Raw genomic sequence first — 16,410 nt, forward strand, 5'->3', positions numbered from 1 at the left:
CACCATTATTTTTATATATTATATAATGAAAACTTCTCAAATCGTTTTCGAATACAAATACTTCGTTATTACCTCTAGTTACAATACATCTTTGCTTATTATAGCATATTGGAATGTATAATGTTAGCCTGATACTAATTCATTATACTACATAAATTCTAGTATAATAAGTAAGTACGGTTTTCATTAAAGTTGGATGAATGTATGGGAAAAAATATCAGGATGAACTAAATTTTGTTATAATAGAAGCTAGAGATAGTTGAATCGAAGTAAAGATTATTCATATAATCTTTAGAAAAATAGTAATTTGAAAGGAAGTTTCATAATGGGAGAATTATCAAAACTACCTAATATAGGAAAAGAAGTTGAAAGGCAGTTGAATAAAGTAGGTATATTTACTTATGATGAATTAAAAGATATTGGTGCAAAACAGGCGTGGCTGAAAATACAAGAAATTGATGCTTCTGCGTGTATTAATAGATTGTTAGCACTAGAAGGTGCAATTCACGGTGTTAAGAAAACAGCGTTACCTCAGCAACGCAAATCAGACCTAAAAGATTTTTATAATATCCATAAAGGCAAATAGTTTCGAACAACAATTGGATACAAGAGTCCCAAAGTTAATGAAGAAATATAATATACCAGGCGTTAGTATAGCAATTATAGAAAAAGGAAATGTTATATTTAACTATAATTATGGATTTGCAGACAAAGGTAAAAAAACTACAGTAAAGGGAGACACAATATTTCAGGTAGGCTCTATTTCTAAAACTATTACAGCTTGGGGTATTATGAAGCTTGTTGATGAAGGAAAGCTTGAACTGGATGCATCTATAGAAAAGAAAGCAACTTCGGCCATTGCATGTCCTCAGTAAGTGCCCCGGACCTAGTGAACATACTGTAAATAATTAACAGTATGTTCACTAGGTCCGGGGTATTTTGCGCCTGAAGTGAAACTGAAGGAGCTTGCTATCAACTGTTTTTATTAAGAAAATAATCAATTATTAATTAAAAAGATGACTTATTATGCCACCTTCAATTGCATTTTCTCTTTTATAAGCAAAATCAATCCTTTATTCCCTAAAATTGATATCACTCTTTTTAGATTATATGTAAAAATGGCAACACTAACCTCACCTCTTACCATTTTAAATTTTCTAGTAAGAAGGTAATAAAAGTTCATAGTCCTTTTTATGGTTCCAAAAGGATGATCTACAATATTTTGCCTCTTTTTATACTTTGACATTTCATTTTTTAATCGTTCACGTATTTTTTCTGCCATTGGTTAAGAACTTGGTTTCTTTGCTTACCAAATACATAATTCACTTAAACCACACTCCAATCAGTATATGTATATCTATATTATACTATAATTGGACATTTGTTGATGGTTTTCGCTCAGCCTGCTTAGGGATGTTAACAACTGTTGACAAGGATAACAGGCCTATAGAGGAGCAGGCAAGCGAATCTTCATATTTACATATATTTAACAACTGATTATATTGATAATATTTTACGTATTAGATATAATTTAGAAAACATGTTTATTTATTGATTCATCTTTGCAAGATATTAGTTATAGAAAGGATTGAAGTAGGATGAGTTTTGAGGCACGTGTCTTATATGGATTGGTACCGATGTTTATATCTTTCGCAATATTTAGTGCAATAGTAAATACATCTAGCAACAGTTTTTTAAAACTATTTGATCCTTGGTATAAAATAGTTAGAAATGTAAAACATAGAAAACTATTAAGAGGTGTTGTATTTATTATTGATATTTCCATTATTGTTGCAATTGGATACTTTTTTGATTTGAACTCTATAGTATATGGAATAGTAATAGGTTTATTTGCCGTCTTACCAGATGTTATTTTGGGTATAGGAATAGTAGAAAAAGAAAATTAGACTATAAGTTTTCCTTTTATAAAAAACTGCTTAAAGTATACACTATTATTGAACCATGTTAAAAAGTAATACGGTTTGATTTATCGTAATAAATTGCTTTTTATTCAGAGTAGTGTTATTGCTATATATTTTATTATTTCAGGAATTTTGATATTTAGTATTCTAAATCCAGCTATTTTTACGTTAGGTGTATATATAATTTTTATTAGGATGATATTCTATTTTCCTGCAAAAAAATATTCCATTATTAAGAAAGAATGTTGATTTAAAATTTGTTTAGGATAAATAGTTAGCCGTTGATCTTATTACTAATAGTAATTTTACTGGCTACACCAGCGATAATACCACAAATACTGAAATATAACATATCAGGGATATTTATAAAATAAATCCCGATGATACCCAAAATTAATATGAAAATTAGTGAAGAAACAGTAATAAAAACTGGTTTCCAATATTTATTACCTTTTAACTTAGAATCTATTTTATTTGATAATTTATATTTATTATCCAATAGTGGATACAAGAACATACTTAAAAGAAAGCCTAAAATAAAGGGTATTATAGGAAATGTTTTTGTAACGAAAAAATTAAGTATAAGACATCCCGCCTTTGATGATTTTACTTATCAATTTAATGATTATTGTTAATTATATCATAATTAGTTGCAAAATACATTATATAGGAATTTATTTATAATTTAGTCTCTTGGCGGGTGGGCGGGCAATGTCATCAACTTAAGAAAAGAGTTCTTTTTTTTATAAAAAGAATTCTTTTTTCTATTTGAATAAAGATTTATAATACAATAGTATAAAAACATAATATACTTGAATTACAACTAGAGGTAAACTAAGAAAAATCAGGAAATATGATGGAAAATCTTTGATTTAGTAGGTGCACCTCTGAATACGATTAATTTTAGTGGTTTTAATGAAACTGAAAACAAAGAGGAATATATTAAAAACTCTAAAGATACTATTGTGAGCATATTTAGAAAGGTTTATCAGAGGTATTTAAAAGAAAATGGTATATTTATGGATATTAGGGAAATTGCAAATTCTGAGTTAAAAAGAAAAATAATGATAAAAATATTATCTAATTATAGTTACTATAATAGATATATTCTGTTAAATGACTTAGAATTATTTATTGATTTTGTATACTGTTATTTGTTAAATAAAGATGAAGAACACTATGAACTGAGTATAATACTTGGAAGTGAGATGTCTGGGATGGATTTTTATAATAGTGAGGAGTTTGATAAAAGTATTTGTAAATTATTATATGAATTGGCTAATACTTTTAAAGATATATCAAATTAAATAATGAAGGAGTGTGTCTGCATTAAAAAACGGTATATTAATGACCTAAGCATTAGAATTTAGAATTAGTTATGATGAAAAAATGGAAGGAGACTTTAGATGGAAAGAATTATAAGAGAAATAATAGGACAGTATCTAAATAAGAAAATTAATAAAATATGGGCAATATGTTCAAAAACAGGACATAAAATACCATATATCGTAGAGGAAGCTGGATTTAATAGCTTGTTAATATCCTCAATATATAAATATATTGAAGAGAATGAACAAGAATTCTCATTTGCAGTATCAGAAGCTAGTATAGAGAGAAATGGTTCAAAAGGGTGTCGAGGAGATATAATATGGTACAGGGAAGAAAATATATGTTATTTTGAACTAAAAGGATCATGTTATGGAGCAAGTAGTGGAGTTACTGACGTGAAAAATGCTAAAAAAGCATTAGATTATGCAAAATATCAATTACAGGGAATAAATTGTGTAGTGAATGAAGAATGGTATAAAGTAAAGGCCAATAATAGATATTTTTGTAATTTGGCAATGTTGCAATCAATAAATAGAGATGGTGAATCAAATTATGATCAAATAAAAGAAGAATTGCAAAAAAATGATGATATTAAAATCTTTTCTATGAACAAGTTTTCAAATGGCAATTTACCAATAATCACTGATGGAAAAATAGAATACAAAAATGATGGTTATTTTATTATTGGAAATATATATAATATGGAAAATATAAAATAATTATTAATGTTCACATGTGTTTATACATAGGCTGTATATAGTTTGTATTTGAGAAGAAAAATAATCAAGAATGCAATGAAATCTGCTCCTTGTTTAGAAAGTACAAGCAAATGAGTCGATGCTCGGCCCAGAAGATACCTGACTCTTAGGTAAATATACCAGTTAAAATAAAAAGTATATCAGTGTTTAAATAACTTATAAAACATGAAGTAATACCTTCCCATTATCCATACAATGTAAATAAAATTTCATCTAACCATCTCAACTAAATTTTTGACAGATAGGTGGTTTTTATTCTAAAATGTAGAATTCAAAGTAATTTTTATATATTTGTAGAATATTTGATTATTAAATAATTTAAGAAATAAAAATGGTTAATCATGAAAAAGTTATTTATATGCTCTATCCTGTTTTGATAAAATATCCGTTAATAATTAACATTATATTCAGTATTACAATAAATAAATGTATTGTGCCGTAAAGGAAATATAATAATCACAGCGAATGTCTATACCCATTAGGCTAATAATATGAAACTGATACCATGGAATGAGATATTAATATCAGGAAGTTGAATGTAAAGAGTCAAGTTGTTAACTATTGTTCAATTTATAAAGATTTAGGATGGGATACGGTGAAGCGTATCTGTAGACAATCAAAATTGTAATAAGTGATTAAAACTATGAAATCAAGCCAATGACATAAAAAGTATCATTAGCTTATATTATATTTTTGGAGGGAAATGATATGGTTATAGTAAAGGTCTAATAATAAATTATCAATACTATATCAAATTCTTTAAAAAGAAAATTCAACATAACTATAATCATAAAAGAAAAATGGAGTATTTATTGCTTCAGCTTTTACTTTCAAAACCTTTCATCAACTGTAAGTATTTTATTTTAGCAATTCCATTTATAATAATTATGGAAGATAACAATTAGAAATAAATTAAATTCCGGAGTTTTATTTGTTAACTATAAAGTTATGAGGTGAAAGGGGATTATAATGATAGAGAGAATATTAGAAGTTAAAAACTTAAAAAAATATTATGGTAAAAAAGATTTTGTAACTAAGGCTTTAGATGGAATCAGTTTTCAAGTAATGAATGGTGAATTCATTGGAATTATGGGAAGTAGCGGTTCAGGAAAAACAACATTGCTTAATTGTATTGCAACCACAACTCACCCTACAGAAGGTAATATTTTATTAAACGGAGAGAGAATCGAGGACTTTAAAGGAAATAAATTAGCAGATTATAGAGGAAATAAGATAGGTTATCTATTTCAAAACTTTGAGCTACTAGAAAATTTAACTGCAAGGGAAAATATGCTTCTTCCAATGGCTATTCATAATAAACTACAGAATAATAAGGTAGAAGTAGAAAAATTAGCAGAGTATATGGAGATTACAGATGTATTAGATAAATTTCCTAATGAAATTTCAGGTGGACAAAAGCAACGTGTTGCAGCAGCAAGGGCTTTAATTTTAAATCCACAAATTATTCTTGCAGATGAACCTACAGGAGCATTAGATTCTAAAAATGCAAAAGCATTAATGCAAAAACTGTCTGATTTAAATGAGGATCAAAAAACAACTATTTTAATGGTTACTCATGATGCAAATGTAGCTAGCTTTTGTTCAAGAATTTTATTTATACAAGATGGAAATCTTTTTCATGAGCTAAGACGTAAAAAGCCAAAGGAATCTAGACAAGATTTTTATGAAAGAATACTTCTAGTTATGGCACAACTAGGAGGTGGAAGTGCAAATGTTTTATGATTTAGTTAATAGAAATAGTAAGCGAAATAGAAAAGAAAATGGATTATTTTTTGTATCATTAATCATATCTATTGTTGCATTTTATATTATTTTATCTCTTGAAAAACAAGATGTTATTATATTTTTAAAGACTATGGAAAGTCAAGCAATAGACAAGCTATTTTTATTGATTCCATCTTTATATGGATTATCATTATTTATCTTATTTTTTCTCGTATATTTTGCAGGGAAATATCAACTAGAAAGAAGAAGTAAAGAACTTGGAATGTATTTAATGCTTGGTATGAAGCGTAGTAAGTTATTATTAATGCTTTTTGCAGAAGAGTCATGGAATAGTGTATTGTCATTACTAATCGGTATACCAGTTGCAATCTTTATATCTGAAATTATTAGTTTAGTAACAGCTAAAATTGTAGGGTTAGGTATATTAGGACATAATTTTTCATTTTCATTTTCAGCAGTTATAGGAACTATTATAGGATATTTTATTATTAGATTTGTAGCACTTATTATTTTAAGTGGTAAATTTTCAAGAAAAGAGGTTACAGAATTACTTTCAGAATCTCAAGGAGAGAAGAAAAGAAAAATAAGTAAAGTAATTGTTAGTATTAAATTGGTTTTAGGAGGAATATTACTTACAGTTACATTTGCTATAGCAATTATGGGATTATCATGGAAAAACATAATGTTCATGGGAATTACAGTAATATTAGGACTTAGTGGAACCTTCCTATTATTTCAAGGTATAGGTGTATTATTTGAAATAATTCTTAAAAAGAAAACTAACAAAAGCGGATTAAAAATGTTCACCTTTAGACAATTACAAGAATCAGTATTTTTAAAACCAAAGACTTTAGCTATTTCATCACTTTTAGTTTTGATGGCAATTAGCTGTTTTGCATATGGTATTCCAGTAGGATACTTATTTAATTCAAAGGAAGCTCATGTTATAGACTACACATTTAAAGCAGAAGATAAGGAAATCAAGTCAGTAATAAATAAGTTGGAGTTAAATGAGTATATTGATGGGCTATATGATATGAATATAGGAATTTTTCATGGTAATAGTTTTTCAGCAAAAGATTTGATAAGTGCAGTAGAAAATCAAAAGGATGAAGACAGTAAAGATATTTTATTAAACAATCTTCAATATATGGATATACCATATTTAATTTCTGTAACTTCATATAATAAGCTTTTAGAGTTACAAGGGAAGGAGGAAATTATATTAAAGGATAATGAAGTAGCTCTTTATAATGATCCTGAGTTTGAAGTTGGAGCTGTAATGGAAAATGCTTTAAAGGAAAGACCTACTTTATATTTTGATGTTGAAGAATATAAGTTAATAGACAAATGTTATACTGATAGCATTGTAACAGATAGATTTATTACTATTAGCTATGGTTTAATAGTGCCGGAAACAGTTTTTAATAAATATACTAGTGAAAATAATGTTAGCACTTATTGGAATGCAACTCTAAATCAAAAATTTGTTAAAGAAAATAGTTTAATGCAAGCTATTAGTAAGGTTAATGAAAAGCTTAATACTACTAATATATGTTATGAAAGTTATCTTCAAAATATAGGAAGAGAGTTATTTTATACTGTTGCAGCAAGTTATACAACTATTTATTTAGCAGTTATTTTTCTAATAATAGCAAATACAGTTATGGGAGTACAATTTTTAATGCACCAACAAAAAACAAGGAAGAGGTATCAATCATTAACATACTTAGGTGCAAGCTATGAAATGCTATGTAAATCTGCAAGAAATCAAACTGATTGGTATTTTTCACTACCAATAGCAATTGCAGCGATAAGTAGTATATTTGCAGTAAGGTCATTATTTACAGGTATTATGACAACGACAATGAAGGAGCAAGTTGGTAAACTAATGATTATTTCAATTCCTATTATTGTCTTAATATGTGTGATAGAATTAATTTACATGCAATTTGTAAAGAAAAGCAGTGATAAAAATATTTTAAAGATAATGGATAGAAGAAGAGAAGATAATTAGAGGTGATAATGGTGAAGAAGATTGTAATTGTAGAAGATGAGCTTTTTATGAGAGAAGAGCTTCAGTATATTTTAGAAAAGGAAGGTTATGATACCTTTTGTATAACTAAATTTTCAAATGCAATAGATGAGATTATAGCAGCTTCACCAGACCTTGTATTATTAGATTTAAATTTACCTAGAATATCTGGGTTTGAAATATGTAAGGGAATTAGACATAAAAGTAATGTTCCAATACTTGTTTTAACAGGTCGAAATCAAATGAAGGATGAGTTACATGCTCTTGATATTGGTGCAGATGAATATATAAATAAACCTTGTCATAAAGAACGCTTATTAGCAAGAATAACAAATTTGTTACGTCGTTTAGAAGATAGAAAGCACTATGCAGAGATAAAGGATATTAGCTTAGATTTACAAACCTATACTATTAATGTTAAAGGTAAAGCTATGATTTTACCTGATAATCAAGGAAAGATTATGGAGTTATTACTTAAAAATTACCAAAAGATTGTTACTAAGAAGATGCTATTTAAGAATCTTTGGGGTACAACAGAATATATAGATGAAAATGCTCTTCATGTTAATATGACTAGACTAAAGAAATCATTACATAATTTAGATACTGATTATAAGATAAGTACAATTAGGGGTAAAGGTTATTCCTTAGAGCCTATAGGAGATAAGAGTAATGATTAAAAGATTAAGAGGAGTGTTTGAAAAAAATAGACTTTGGTTTGTTGTTATACTTACACTGAACTTTATATTTGGAGGATTGTTATGGTTAAGTAATGATAAAGCTTTTATTTATATTTTTCCTACAATGGTTATTGGTTCTTTAATTTTATATTGTGCTACAGCATTTAGTATCTATAAAAAAGATTTAAAAATAGAACAAGCAATTAGTAGGTTTTTAGATGAGCCTACTAAAGATATGGAAAATGAAATTATCACATTGTTTCATTTTGAAGAAGCTCAAGCAATAAAAGATGTAGGTAAAATTTTAAGACAAAATCAAAATACTATAAATATTCATAAGCAAGGAATTGATGAGTATGAAGAGTACATAGAAGCTTGGGCACATGAGATAAAAACGCCTTTAGGGTTAATGACCTTTGTACTAGATAATAGAAAAGAAGAAATATCACCGGTAGTATATAAAAGATTACAATATGTAAGAACAAAAATGCAAGAGGATATAGAAAGAATGCTATATTATGCAAGGCTAAAATCGACTTGTAATGATTACTTTTTTAAAGAGCTATCATTAAAAGAGAGTTGTATAGAAGTAATTGAAGAATATAAAGTAATATTACAGGAAAAAGGCATAGATGTAATATTAGACATTGAGGATTATAAAGTACTATCTGATAAAAGAGGAATTCAATTTATTATAAGACAAATAATTAGTAATTCAGTAAAATATAAAAATATTGAAGTAAGTGATCCACAGATAGTTATTACTTCAGATGAAAATGAGAAAAATTTAAACCTTACTATAAGAGATGATGGAATAGGAGTTAAAGCGTATGATTTACCATTTATATTTGAAAAAGGCTTCACAGGTGAGATTGGAGAACAAAGAAAAAATTCAACAGGAATGGGATTATATTTAGCAAAACAAGTAGCTGAAAGCTTGAAAGTTGGCTTAGAGGTAAATGATAATTATATTGCTGGGTTTGAAATCTCACTAGTATTTCCTAAGGTAATTGATTGAATAAATGAAAGATAGACTAAGATATAGCACGTAGATATTGAAGTTCAGTTAACTAATCAAGGAAATATGTATAAAAGAACATTATTTTATTGAGGAAAGATCACTTTATGAAAGAGGTAATATGATTAGTTCTGCAGAGGAAAGAAAGGTAGTAGAAATAGCTAAAAATTTATTAGATGTTTTAGATGATGAAACAATAGCTACAAAAACAGGATTGGATATATTAGAAATTAAAAAAATAAAAAGTGCAAATTGTTAAGATAGGCTTATTAGTCTATTTTATTTTTACAAAAAATATAATGAGGAGTTGAAATTGAAATAATATTAATTATATTGTATATGGGAAGTCTAAACTTTTTTATTTACGGTAAGGTGAAACGTATCATAAGTAATCCAATATTCTTAAACTTCTAATTATACATATACCCATTACATTAGGCTAATAATGTGAGTGCTAATTCAGACAGCAACAAAACGATTCACCATTCAACAGGCGATAACAGCGGCGGAGTTCGTCCCGCTCTGTGGATGAGCTTGGAATTATAAATCTTGGGGTACTTTTCAAGTGGTTCGATTATAATTACAACATAAATGACATCAATGTAAAAGAGAAAATTAAAAATGAGCAAGAGAAGACCATCCCTTAATGAGATGGTCTTTGATCTACATGAGTTTGTTAGAAAGTTGGATTGCTATTATTTATACTTCCTCCTGTCATTAAGAACAACAGTCTTGAGAAAGTATCAATTGGTTGGATTGCGTCCCAGTGCTCTACCAGTTTTCCATCTTTTAATCGAAATGTATCAGTAATTATGAATCCTTTTTTCTCATTGCCCCTGTGCTTCGCCATCATTGTGGTATGGCTATGCAAGAGAATGAAATCACCATCAGCATATATTCGCTTCACATCAAAAGAATACTCAGGGAATCTCTTGGTCAGTGTTTTCACATAGCCAATAAGTCCTGACATTTCATTTGGTATAGCTCTGTTATGTTGTGTGTACGGACCATTACCATATTTTTTCATTGTGTAGTCAAAGTCATGTTCATTCATCAAATGTTGAAAAAAGTCCACGACGATCTTTGCATTTTCTGTTTCTTGTTCTGTCCAATTTTCTTGTAAATGTTTGTTGATATCAATTATTGGATATTTTTGTGATTGACTCATTGTAAGCCTCCTATTTTCATTTATATTTTTTTGATTGATATAGTAACCTTTTCCTGAGGAGTTGTAAAAACAGATCCTCAATAAAATTTCTTCTACGTTTTCATTTTTCATCCTTAGTCTTATGAACGTCAATAGCGGGTACTTACTAAATGCATAAATTACTAGACCGTTCTACTTATATCCTGTAAAAATATAACCACTTCAACTTATGATAAGTAAATGGTAATACATCACTGCATAAATTAGACTAGTTTACTTATATTATAGTTTATTTTTTATTGCTTGTCAATGAGAATGTATAGATTTTCATTGATAATCATAATTGTATAGATTTTCGTTGACAATTAACTAAAGAAGAAGTACTATATAAGTAAACCGGTCTTATATTTGTTTAGGAGGAAATATGTCAAAATACAATAGAGAGGAAATTTTGCAATCTGGTGTTGAAATTCTAACGATGAAGGGGTTTTCAGGGTTAGGCGTTCAGCACGTATTAAAGGCTTGCGGGATTCCCAAAGGATCCTTTTACAATTTCTTTGAAAACAAAGATGCATTTGTTATCGAAGCAATAAAGCTTTATAACAGAAAAGTAAAATTCATTTTGGAACAGATAGATAATGATAGCACTCTGAATCCCATTGAAAAAATTACGAAGTTTTATTCTATTTCGAATGATTTCTTTTTCAATAACGGCAACCTTAGAACATGTCCAATGATGAATATTGTTTCAGATGGTGTGGAAAATGAGGATATTATCGAGTTAATTCATAGCAATATGGATAAACACAAAGGTTTCATAATACAATGGATTGAGAGCGCAACCACCTTGGAACTCATCTCAAATCAAATAGATCCTGTTCGATTGACACATATGATTTATGATAACTATCATGGTGCAGTATTGAGGATGAAGTATGAGAATTCAGAGTTGCCACTTAACAACTTCATTAGTAATGTACTACCATTTTACTTAAAGTAAAGTGGTTATATTTTCAAATATTTAAGTAAACCGGTCTAAATAAATGTGAATAAATAAGGAGATGAGTATTATGAATTTTGAAAATCTGAAAGTATTTAAAGCACTAAAGCTAAGAAACATGGCAATCAAGAATAGAATTGTAAGATCAGCGACGCATAGTATGCTTGGTAATCTTGATGGGACCATCAGCGCAGATGAGCTTAAAATGTATGATGAATTGGCATCCAATGAAATCGGGCTCATTATTGCAGGGCAGTTTTTCGTTTCAAAGGACGGTATTGTTGCACCCGGCTCAAATGAACTGATTAATGACGATCATATTAAACATGCAAAAAAAATCAAGGAAATTGTAGAGCCGCACGACACGAAGGTTATTGCACAAATCAACCATGCTGGTATCCAAGCTTATTCACAAGATCCATTCGGACCGTCTGAATTTGATCTAGAAGATGGTAGAGTTGCAAGAGAGATGACGATTGATGAAATTACTAGAGTGAAAAGTGATTTTGTTGAAGCCGCTGTGCGTGCACAAAAATCCGGAATGGATGGTGTGCAGTTACACGCTGCTCATGGGTATCTTTTATGCGAATTCCTGAAGCCATCTATCAATAAGCGTACGGATAACTATGGTGGAAGTTCAGAAAACAGATTTAGAATTGTACGCGAGATATTGGAAGAAATAAAAAAAGCCTGTGGTGAAGATTATCCAGTATTCATAAAGATTGATTCAAATGATCTGATAGAAACTGCTACGTATAATGACGATCTAGATTACATGATGTTTCAGTTTGAGGCGCTTGGTATAGAAGCGGTTGAATTCAGTGGTTCAGATTTCGCAACGAAGAAATATTCAGATCATAATTATTTCTTGGATCGCGCCCTTGAGATCAAAGGTGATAGGAATATCGCGACTATGGTTGTTGGAGGTGTAAGAAACTTCAATGATATGGAAACTGTATTAACATCTGGTGTAGATATGGTTTCATTGTCTAGACCATTTATCACTGAACCAGACCTTATTACACGTCTAAAAAATGGTCAGGAAAAATCACGTTGTGTCAGCTGTAGCAAGTGTGCGTCTGCTGGTAGAAAAAGATGTATTCTGAATACGCTATAGGTTATTCGGGAAGTCCGTATGATTTCTGGTTTAGATCATACGGCCTTCCTTAATAAATCATAATTGAGCGATTTTGTTGAAAACCGCACTTACACCCGTTACGGTGAACCGTACCACAAGTAACGGCGGTTTTTAGCCTTAACCATTGAAATTACTTGGTTACAACTATTTTTCCGATAAAAATACCTTATTATAAGTAAAAAATCATAATAAGATTAATAATGAGTATTTACAAAACATGTTATAATTAAAGGGTGTTGGATAAAATTTCAAACAAGCTCTTGAATATAAGGTAAATAGGAAGTTATCGAGCTGTTTAATTGTGATTAGATATCAAGAAAATTTATATAATCTTTATCACTGTGAAAGTAGGTGAATACAGTAAAAAAGACATATAAGACAAGTGAAGTTGCAAGGATTATCGGAATTCACTCAAACACTGTGCGTATGTATGAGGAGTTAGGGCTTATCTCTAAGCCTACACGAAGAGACAATAGATATCGTGTATTTACTGATATGCACATTGACCAATTCAAATTAGCTCGCACCGCTTTTCAAATAGAGGTGCTTCAAAACGGACTACGAAAAAAAATGATAGCAATTGTAAAAAAATCAGCTTTGAGACATTTTGATGATGCCATTCGATTAACAAACGATTATATTTTATCTATACAAAATGAAATAGCGAAGGCAAATGAAGTTGTGAGCATTGTAAACAGATTATTACAAGGTAGAATACCTGAAAAAACGAGTAGCTTAAAACGCAAAGAAGTTTCTGATAAGCTGGGCATCACTATGGATACTCTCCGTAACTGGGAAATGAATGGGCTACTAAAGGTAAAAAGAAAAGAGAATGGTTATCGTGTTTATACTGACGAAGATATTCAAAAGTTAAAAATTATTCGTTCTCTGAAATGTGCAAACTATTCTCTTTCAGCTATATTACGAATGATGAATGAATTATCAAAAAACAAGAACGCAAATATCCATCAAATATTAAACTCACCTGAGGAAAATGAAGATGTTATTTCTGTCTGCGATAAGCTTATAGCATCATTGAATTCCGCAAAAGAAAATGCAGAAACAATGGAATGTATGTTATTTGACATGAAAAATAAATATTCAAACCCTCCACTATAACACCAGACTTTTGTTTGGTGTTATTATTTTTATATCAAACAAGAGGAGGATAATATGATGGATGATATAATTAAGGTGGAAAATCTATCAAAAACTTACGGAGAACTCAAAGCAGTAAACAATTTAAGCTTTTCTGTTAAGCGAGGTACTGTATTTGGTTTGCTGGGTGCTAATGGTGCAGGAAAAAGCACAACTATTGAATGCATATTAGGCACAAAGGAGTTAGATAGTGGTTCGGTGTCTATATTGGGACTAAACCCCAAATTTAACCGCAAAGAATTGTTTGAAAAAGTGGGAGTTCAGTTTCAAGAAGCAAATTATCAAGAGAATATTAGGGTGGGAGAATTGTGCGAAGTGACTGCTTCCCTTTATAAAAACCCAGCTGATTACAATGATTTGCTTTCTCAATTTGGCATAGCGGATAAAAGCAAAACTCTTGTCAAAGAACTTTCTGGTGGGCAAAAACAACGACTTTTCATTATTCTCGCTTTAATTTCTAACCCTGATGTTGTGTTCTTGGATGAACTTACTACAGGGCTTGACGCAAGAGCCAGACAAGATGTTTGGCAATTTCTAAACGATTTAAAAGACAAAGGATTAAGCATTCTCTTAACTTCTCACTTTATGGATGAAGTAGAGATTTTATGCGATACTATTTGCATTTTAAATAAGGGTGAAAAAGTTTTTTATGGAACAGTAAAGGAAGCTATAGAAAAAAGCCCCTATGAAAAATTTGAAGATGCGTATCTTTGGTATACAGATGAGGAGGTAATGAAAAATGAAAACATTTAATACAATGCTGAAAACAGAACTTAAGATATCTCTACGTGGCATGGATATGTTTATATTTGCAATTTGTATGCCGATAATCGTTCTTGTAGTGCTTGGGAGTATTTACGGCAACAAACCTGCTTTTGATGGTGCTACTTATACATTTTTAGACCAGTCTTTTGGTGCAATAGCTTCTATTGCAATCTGTGCAGGAGGAGTGATGGGATTACCTTTGGTTGTTTCAGATTACAGAAGCAAGCATATTCTAAAAAGATTCAAGGTAACACCTGTTAAACCGACAGTTATTTTGCTCGTGCAAGTAACTATCTACGCTCTTTATGCTTTAGTGTCGTTGATTTTACTATTAATTGTAGCAACGCTACTTTTTGGTTTTCAGATGCATGGAAGTTTTTTTCAATTCATTCTTGGTTGGATACTTGTTATGGCTTCACTGTTTAGTATTGGAATGATGGTTGGTGGTATTGCAAAAAACTCAAAAATCGCGGGAATTATTGCAAGTGCTTTATATTTTCCTATGCTTATTTTTTCCGGTGCAACATTACCGTATGAAATAATGCCGTTAGCCATGCAAAAGATAGTTGATGTTTTACCACTAACACAAGGCATTAAAATTCTAAAGTCCGCCACTCTTGGTTTGCCTATCGATAATGTTAGTTTATCAATTATCATAATAGCTGTGATATCTTTGGTTTGTTCGGTTATTTCTATTAAATTTTTTAAATGGGAATAAAAGAATTATGTTTTAAAACTAATCTAATAGTATAGTAGTAAAATTTTTTATAATTGATTCTAGCATATACAATATTACGCCTTTTGGTATAGTGAGATATCATCAAAAAAAGATGTTATGATTTTTAGGTCCTGATAAATGCCTATTTTACAAGGTTTACTACGATACTGTAGAATACATTAAAATATAATAAACTTTTTAATGTGCAAATAAACTATGTTCCTCTAAACGAATGTTTAGGGGGATTTTTCTTTACTGAGGACTTTATAGAAAACAGGGGACAGAACAGCACGAACAATTTAATCGATTGTACAGGTAAGATAACCATATACTTTATGGATTAACACTTGACACGGTGAAGATAGTACATTAATATATAACTAACGTTATATAACATGTGTAATATATAAGGAGGGTTTATATGCCACCCAAAACTAAGTTTAATAAAGAAAACATTATAGAAGCTGCGTTTGAGATTGCGAAAGAAAAAGGTCTTACCGCAATTACTACACGCAGCGTAGCAACACGGTTGGGATGTTCGGTTGCTCCAATTTATGTTAATTTCGAAACAATTGAAAATTTAATTGAGTCTGTGGTTATGAGAGTTTTTGCTATTTCAGATGAATTGTTGGCAAAGCAAGAAGGACCTCATATTTTTCGAAATATTGGTAAGGCCAGCTTAGAGTTTGCCAGAAAGTATCCAGTTTTTTTTCGAGAACTTACAATGCAACCAAATAAATACATGACATCATATGAAAAAATAGAAAAAACTATGCTTGAAGCTATGGCTGAGGATCAAACCATGAGTGATTGGACATTGGATGAACGGAAAAGATTATTTTTTAAAATGAGAGCCTTTCAAATGGGGCTATCGGCTATGGTTGCCAATGGTCATGTGCCGTCTTGGCTCAATGATAAGGATGTTGAAGAATTACTTATGGAAGTTGGAGAGGAGCTTTTGCTTGTACAAAAATTAAAACGGAGGGAAAAATAAAT

19 protein-coding genes are annotated in these 16,410 nt (G+C 29.9%); 17 read left to right on the forward strand and 2 right to left on the reverse strand.

Features of this window, described 5'->3' with window-relative positions:
* The first annotated feature begins 325 nt into the window (after positions 1-325).
* Positions 326-586 carry a TfoX/Sxy family protein gene (locus ACQ3F0_RS15760; protein ID WP_428866326.1) on the forward strand — a complete coding sequence of 87 codons (261 nt, stop codon included), beginning with the start codon at positions 326-328 and terminating at the stop codon, positions 584-586.
* A 13-nt stretch (positions 587-599) separates the two neighbouring features.
* Complete coding sequence (locus ACQ3F0_RS15765) at positions 600-875, forward strand: serine hydrolase domain-containing protein (RefSeq protein ID WP_428866327.1); 276 nt, start codon at positions 600-602, stop codon at positions 873-875.
* A 149-nt stretch (positions 876-1,024) separates the two neighbouring features.
* Here ACQ3F0_RS15765 and ACQ3F0_RS15770 read toward each other — a convergent pair whose 3' ends face one another.
* Positions 1,025-1,282 (reverse strand): hypothetical protein, encoded by a 258-nt coding sequence (locus ACQ3F0_RS15770; protein WP_428866329.1) that lies wholly within the window; start codon positions 1,280-1,282, stop codon positions 1,025-1,027.
* Positions 1,283-1,598: 316 nt separating this feature from the next.
* Between ACQ3F0_RS15770 and ACQ3F0_RS15775 the strand changes: the two genes are divergently transcribed.
* The 9 genes from ACQ3F0_RS15775 to ACQ3F0_RS15815 all read left to right on the forward strand — a co-directional run bounded on the left by ACQ3F0_RS15775 (position 1,599) and on the right by ACQ3F0_RS15815 (position 9,747).
* Positions 1,599-1,907 (forward strand): hypothetical protein, encoded by a 309-nt coding sequence (locus tag ACQ3F0_RS15775; protein ID WP_428866331.1) that lies wholly within the window; start codon positions 1,599-1,601, stop codon positions 1,905-1,907.
* A gap of 395 nt (positions 1,908-2,302) precedes the next feature.
* Entirely contained in the window at positions 2,303-2,557 is a 255-nt protein-coding gene (locus ACQ3F0_RS15780) for a hypothetical protein (protein WP_428866333.1), read from the forward strand.
* A gap of 330 nt (positions 2,558-2,887) precedes the next feature.
* Entirely contained in the window at positions 2,888-3,229 is a 342-nt protein-coding gene (locus tag ACQ3F0_RS15785) for a hypothetical protein (protein WP_428866334.1), read from the forward strand.
* A gap of 99 nt (positions 3,230-3,328) precedes the next feature.
* A complete protein-coding gene (locus ACQ3F0_RS15790; RefSeq protein ID WP_428866335.1) occupies positions 3,329-3,970 on the forward strand; it encodes a hypothetical protein in 642 nt (213 codons plus the stop codon).
* 1,008 nt (positions 3,971-4,978) lie between these two features.
* The gene (locus ACQ3F0_RS15795; protein ID WP_487250442.1) at positions 4,979-5,752 is read left to right on the forward strand and encodes an ABC transporter ATP-binding protein; all 774 of its coding nucleotides are present in this window, start codon (positions 4,979-4,981) and stop codon (positions 5,750-5,752) included.
* Positions 5,742-7,772: an FtsX-like permease family protein gene (locus ACQ3F0_RS15800; RefSeq protein WP_428866336.1), complete on the forward strand. Its 2,031-nt coding sequence runs from the start codon at positions 5,742-5,744 to the stop codon at positions 7,770-7,772. The genes ACQ3F0_RS15795 and ACQ3F0_RS15800 overlap by 11 nt, the downstream gene beginning before the upstream one ends.
* An 8-nt stretch (positions 7,773-7,780) precedes the next feature.
* The gene (locus ACQ3F0_RS15805) at positions 7,781-8,470 is read left to right on the forward strand and encodes a response regulator transcription factor (RefSeq protein WP_428866337.1); all 690 of its coding nucleotides are present in this window, start codon (positions 7,781-7,783) and stop codon (positions 8,468-8,470) included.
* Positions 8,463-9,488, forward strand: coding sequence for a sensor histidine kinase (locus ACQ3F0_RS15810; protein WP_428866338.1), 1,026 nt, complete (start codon positions 8,463-8,465; stop codon positions 9,486-9,488). Before ACQ3F0_RS15805 ends, ACQ3F0_RS15810 begins: the two co-directional genes overlap by 8 nt.
* A gap of 121 nt (positions 9,489-9,609) precedes the next feature.
* Positions 9,610-9,747, forward strand: coding sequence for a hypothetical protein (locus ACQ3F0_RS15815; RefSeq protein ID WP_428866339.1), 138 nt, complete (start codon positions 9,610-9,612; stop codon positions 9,745-9,747).
* A gap of 417 nt (positions 9,748-10,164) precedes the next feature.
* On the opposite strand, the gene ACQ3F0_RS15820 is transcribed toward ACQ3F0_RS15815, so the two are convergent.
* On the reverse strand, positions 10,165-10,656 hold the full coding sequence (locus ACQ3F0_RS15820; protein ID WP_428866340.1) for a nuclear transport factor 2 family protein: 492 nt from the start codon (positions 10,654-10,656) through the stop codon (positions 10,165-10,167).
* 403 nt (positions 10,657-11,059) lie between these two features.
* Between ACQ3F0_RS15820 and ACQ3F0_RS15825 the strand changes: the two genes are divergently transcribed.
* From ACQ3F0_RS15825 to ACQ3F0_RS15850, 6 genes are all read left to right on the forward strand, one after another.
* On the forward strand, positions 11,060-11,635 hold the full coding sequence (locus ACQ3F0_RS15825; RefSeq protein ID WP_428866341.1) for a TetR/AcrR family transcriptional regulator: 576 nt from the start codon (positions 11,060-11,062) through the stop codon (positions 11,633-11,635).
* A gap of 70 nt (positions 11,636-11,705) precedes the next feature.
* Complete coding sequence (locus tag ACQ3F0_RS15830) at positions 11,706-12,752, forward strand: oxidoreductase (RefSeq protein WP_428866342.1); 1,047 nt, start codon at positions 11,706-11,708, stop codon at positions 12,750-12,752.
* 372 nt (positions 12,753-13,124) lie between these two features.
* A complete protein-coding gene (locus ACQ3F0_RS15835; RefSeq protein WP_428866343.1) occupies positions 13,125-13,892 on the forward strand; it encodes a MerR family transcriptional regulator in 768 nt (255 codons plus the stop codon).
* A 57-nt stretch (positions 13,893-13,949) separates the two neighbouring features.
* The gene (locus ACQ3F0_RS15840) at positions 13,950-14,684 is read left to right on the forward strand and encodes an ABC transporter ATP-binding protein (RefSeq protein ID WP_428866344.1); all 735 of its coding nucleotides are present in this window, start codon (positions 13,950-13,952) and stop codon (positions 14,682-14,684) included.
* Positions 14,671-15,414, forward strand: coding sequence for an ABC transporter permease (locus ACQ3F0_RS15845; protein WP_428866345.1), 744 nt, complete (start codon positions 14,671-14,673; stop codon positions 15,412-15,414). Before ACQ3F0_RS15840 ends, ACQ3F0_RS15845 begins: the two co-directional genes overlap by 14 nt.
* Positions 15,415-15,835: 421 nt before the next feature.
* Positions 15,836-16,408: a TetR/AcrR family transcriptional regulator gene (locus ACQ3F0_RS15850; RefSeq protein WP_428866346.1), complete on the forward strand. Its 573-nt coding sequence runs from the start codon at positions 15,836-15,838 to the stop codon at positions 16,406-16,408.
* Positions 16,409-16,410 lie beyond the last annotated feature (2 nt).

Source organism: Clostridium sediminicola (assembly GCF_050402865.1).
GTDB classification, from domain to species: Bacteria; Bacillota; Clostridia; order Clostridiales; family Clostridiaceae; genus Clostridium_AF; species Clostridium_AF sediminicola.